Raw genomic sequence first — 3,085 nt, forward strand, 5'->3', positions numbered from 1 at the left:
GCCCCCGGGGGGGGGGGTGTCCGGTAATCGCGCGGCGCGCGCCCCCCCACCCCGGCCCCGCGGGGGGGGGGTCCCGCCCCTGCGCCCCCCCCCCCCACGGCCACGCCCGCCTCGTACGCCCCTCGGCGGCCGGGCCGCTCACCCCCGCCGTGTCACACCGTCGGCAGCCAGGACACGTTCCCGGCCAGCAGCGCGTATCCGACGAACGCCCCGATGTCGAGCAGCGCGTGGGCGGCGACCAGCGGGCCGACCCGTCCCCACCGCCGGTAGAGCAGGACGAAGACCACGCCCATCACCATGTTGCCGATGAAGCCGCCGATCCCCTGGTACAGGTGGTACGAACCGCGCAGCACCGAACTCGCCACCAGCGCGCCCATCGGCGTCCAGCCGAGCTGTCCGAGCCTGCGCAGCAGATACCCGACGACGATGACCTCCTCCAGTACGGAGTTCTGCACCGCCGAGAGGATCAGCACCGGGAACTTCCACCACACCGAGGGCAGCGACTCCGGCTGCACCGTCAGATTGAACCCGGCCTGCTGCATCGCGAGGTAGAACGCCAGCCCCGCGGAGCCGATCCCGGCCGCGACCAGCGTGCCGCGTCCCAGGTCGGGCCAGGGCCTGCGGCCGTCGAAGCCGATGTCCCGCAGCCCGCTGCCCTCCCTCAGCAGAAGGTGCGCGACCAGCGCGACCGGCACCAGCGCGGTGGTGATCCCGAAGAGCTGCCAGGCGAGGTCGAGCCACGGCCTGCCCGGCGCCGCCGACGCGTTGAGCCTTGCCGCCTGGTCGCTCAGCGATCCGGGCCTGGTCAGCGAGCCGATGAAACTGATGAGCGCCGACACCCCGCTCGCGCCGAGCGAGAGCGCCAGCACGAGCACCGTCTCCGTCCGCAACGTTCTCGGTGAGATGTGCTCCTGGGGGTAAGAGCCGTCCACCCGCCCCGCCTCCGCCTGCACACAGCCTCCAGTTGAGTATTCGCGCCTCATGCCTCTCACGGTGCCGCTAGGGTCTCGAATGCAGATACGAAGATCGCTCGCGACAGGCCGGGAGACCGGCGCCCTTCGGCGTCCGGGCCCTGGACCTCCGGGCCCGTCCACTCTCCCAGCCCTTGTTCACCCTTCACGAAGGAGGGGCACCACCGCCATGGGACGTCACAGCTTGCCCGACGCACGATCGGCGCGCGTGCGCAGGGTCTGGCCGCCCAGCCGCCGCACCGTCACGATCGCCGCCGCGGTCGTGGTGTCGGTGGCCGCGGGGACCGGGATCGCGGCGGGCAGCGGTCTGCTCTCCTCGGGGACCTCCTGCGACAGCACGCCCGTACGGCTGGATCTCGTCGCCTCGCCGGACATCGCCCCCGCGCTGCGGGCCGTCGCGGACCGTGCCCGGCGCGACCATGTCACCTCCGACGGCCGCTGTATCGACATCCGGGTCACCGCACGCGAGAACGCCGAGGTCGCGAACGCGCTCGCCGGCGGTTCCGGCAGGCCCGACTACCAGATCTGGGTTCCGGACTCGGACCTCTGGGTGGACCGCGCCAAGAGCGTCGGGGACGGCGTCTCGCTCACCCCGGCGGGCAATGTGGCGCTCTCCCCGGTGGCGCTGGCCGCGCTGCCGGAGTCGGCGCGGGCGCTGGGCTGGCCGAAGAAGACCTACACCTGGGCCTCGCTCGCCGCCGCGGCGGGCAACGCCGACACCCTGCGGCTGGGCTCCGCCGACCCGTCGCGCAGCGCCACCGGGCTGCTCGCGCTCAGCAGCATCGCGGAGTCGGAGCGGCAGGAGTCCGAGCGGCGGGGCACCGGCCCGAAGAAGTCCGAGGGGCAGGAGGAAGCCGGTGGCACCCGGGCCGCCGCGATCGCCAGGCTGCTCGCCCAGCGGGCCTCGGAGTCGGACACCCGGGTCCTGGAGAGCCTCGCCCGGGACGACACGGGCGCCGGGCTCGCCGACACCCGGCGCAACGAGGCGGTGCTCCTCTCCGAGCAGGCGGCGTTCCGCCACAACTCGGGGACCGGCGAGGACGCCCGGCTCGAACTCTTCTACCCGACCGACGGCGCGCCCGCGCTCGACTATCCGTACAGCCTGGTCAACCAGACCGAGCTGAGTACGGACGAGAGCCGCGCCGCCATGCGGTTCATGGTGCTGCTCAGCGAGGACTCCTCGTACCGCACGCTGGCGGAGCACGGTTTCCGGGTCGCGAACACCCCCGTCCACGCCGATGTGCTCCGTACCGCCGGTGGCCGTTCGCCCCAGCCGTACACCGGGGAGGACGCGCGGCCGCCGTCCGCCGAAGCCGTGGAGCGCGCCCTCGTCCTGTGGACGATGTCGGTGCGCAGCACCCGGCTGACGACGGTCGTGGACGCCTCGGGCTCGATGGAGGAGTCCGTGCCCGGGCGCGCCGGCCAGAGCCGGATGGACGTCACCAAGGCGTCGCTGCTGCGGGCCCTCGCCCAGTTCACCGCCGAGGACGAGATCGGCCTGTGGGAGTTCAGCACCCGTCTGGACGGCGCCAAGGACTACCGCAAGCTGGAGGAGACGGCCCGGCTCGGTGAGCCCGCGCGGGGCGGCGGCACCCACCGCGAGCGGCTGTCCGACGCCTTCACCGCGCTGAAGCCCGTCCCGGGCGGTGACACCGGGCTGTACGACACGACGCTGGCCGCCTACAAGGAGGCACAGGCGAGCTATGTGCCCGGCAAGTTGAACGCGCTCATCATCCTCACGGACGGTACCAACAAGGACGAGGACAGCATCGCGCGCGGCGAGCTGGTCAAGCGGCTGAAGAAGCTCGCGGACCCCGCGCGGCCGGTGCCGCTGATCGGGGTCGCGGTGGGGCCCGACGCGGACCGCAAGGAGATCGACGCGATCGCCCGGGCCACCGGCGGCGCGGCGTACGAGGTGAGCGACCCGGCCGACATCCAGGCGGTGATCCTGCGGGCGATCATGCTGTCGGCGAGCAAGTCCGCGGCGGACGCCACCGCCGGCACCACCGCGGCGCGCCCCTGACCTCCCCCGTGGGGCGCGGGACCGCCGGGCCGCCTGTCCGCCGGCCGGGGAGCCGGGCCCGTGACCCCGCCCCCGCGGGTCTCAGCGACCC

Annotated in this window: 2 protein-coding genes; one reads left to right on the plus strand and one right to left on the minus strand. The window is 73.7% G+C overall.

Going from position 1 to position 3,085, the window contains the following annotated elements; genetic code table 11:
• Positions 1–152: 152 nt before the first annotated feature.
• Positions 153–953 (minus strand): CPBP family intramembrane glutamic endopeptidase, encoded by an 801-nt coding sequence (locus ACFXPK_RS31305; protein WP_384995750.1) that lies wholly within the window; start codon positions 951–953, stop codon positions 153–155.
• Positions 954–1,140: 187 nt separating this feature from the next.
• On the opposite strand from ACFXPK_RS31305, the gene ACFXPK_RS31310 reads away from it, so the two are divergent.
• Positions 1,141–2,994: a VWA domain-containing protein gene (locus ACFXPK_RS31310; RefSeq protein ID WP_384995710.1), complete on the plus strand. Its 1,854-nt coding sequence runs from the start codon at positions 1,141–1,143 to the stop codon at positions 2,992–2,994.
• The last annotated feature ends 91 nt before the right edge of the window (positions 2,995–3,085 follow it).

Source organism: Streptomyces sp. NPDC059142 (assembly GCF_042755665.1).
Taxonomy (GTDB): domain Bacteria; phylum Actinomycetota; class Actinomycetes; order Streptomycetales; family Streptomycetaceae; genus Streptomyces.

Excerpts from the sequence above, each read along its gene's own strand:
- ACFXPK_RS31310 (WP_384995710.1), top strand. The coding sequence starts at position 1,141 with ATGGGACGTCACAGCTTGCCCGACGCACGATCGGCGCGCGTGCGCAGG.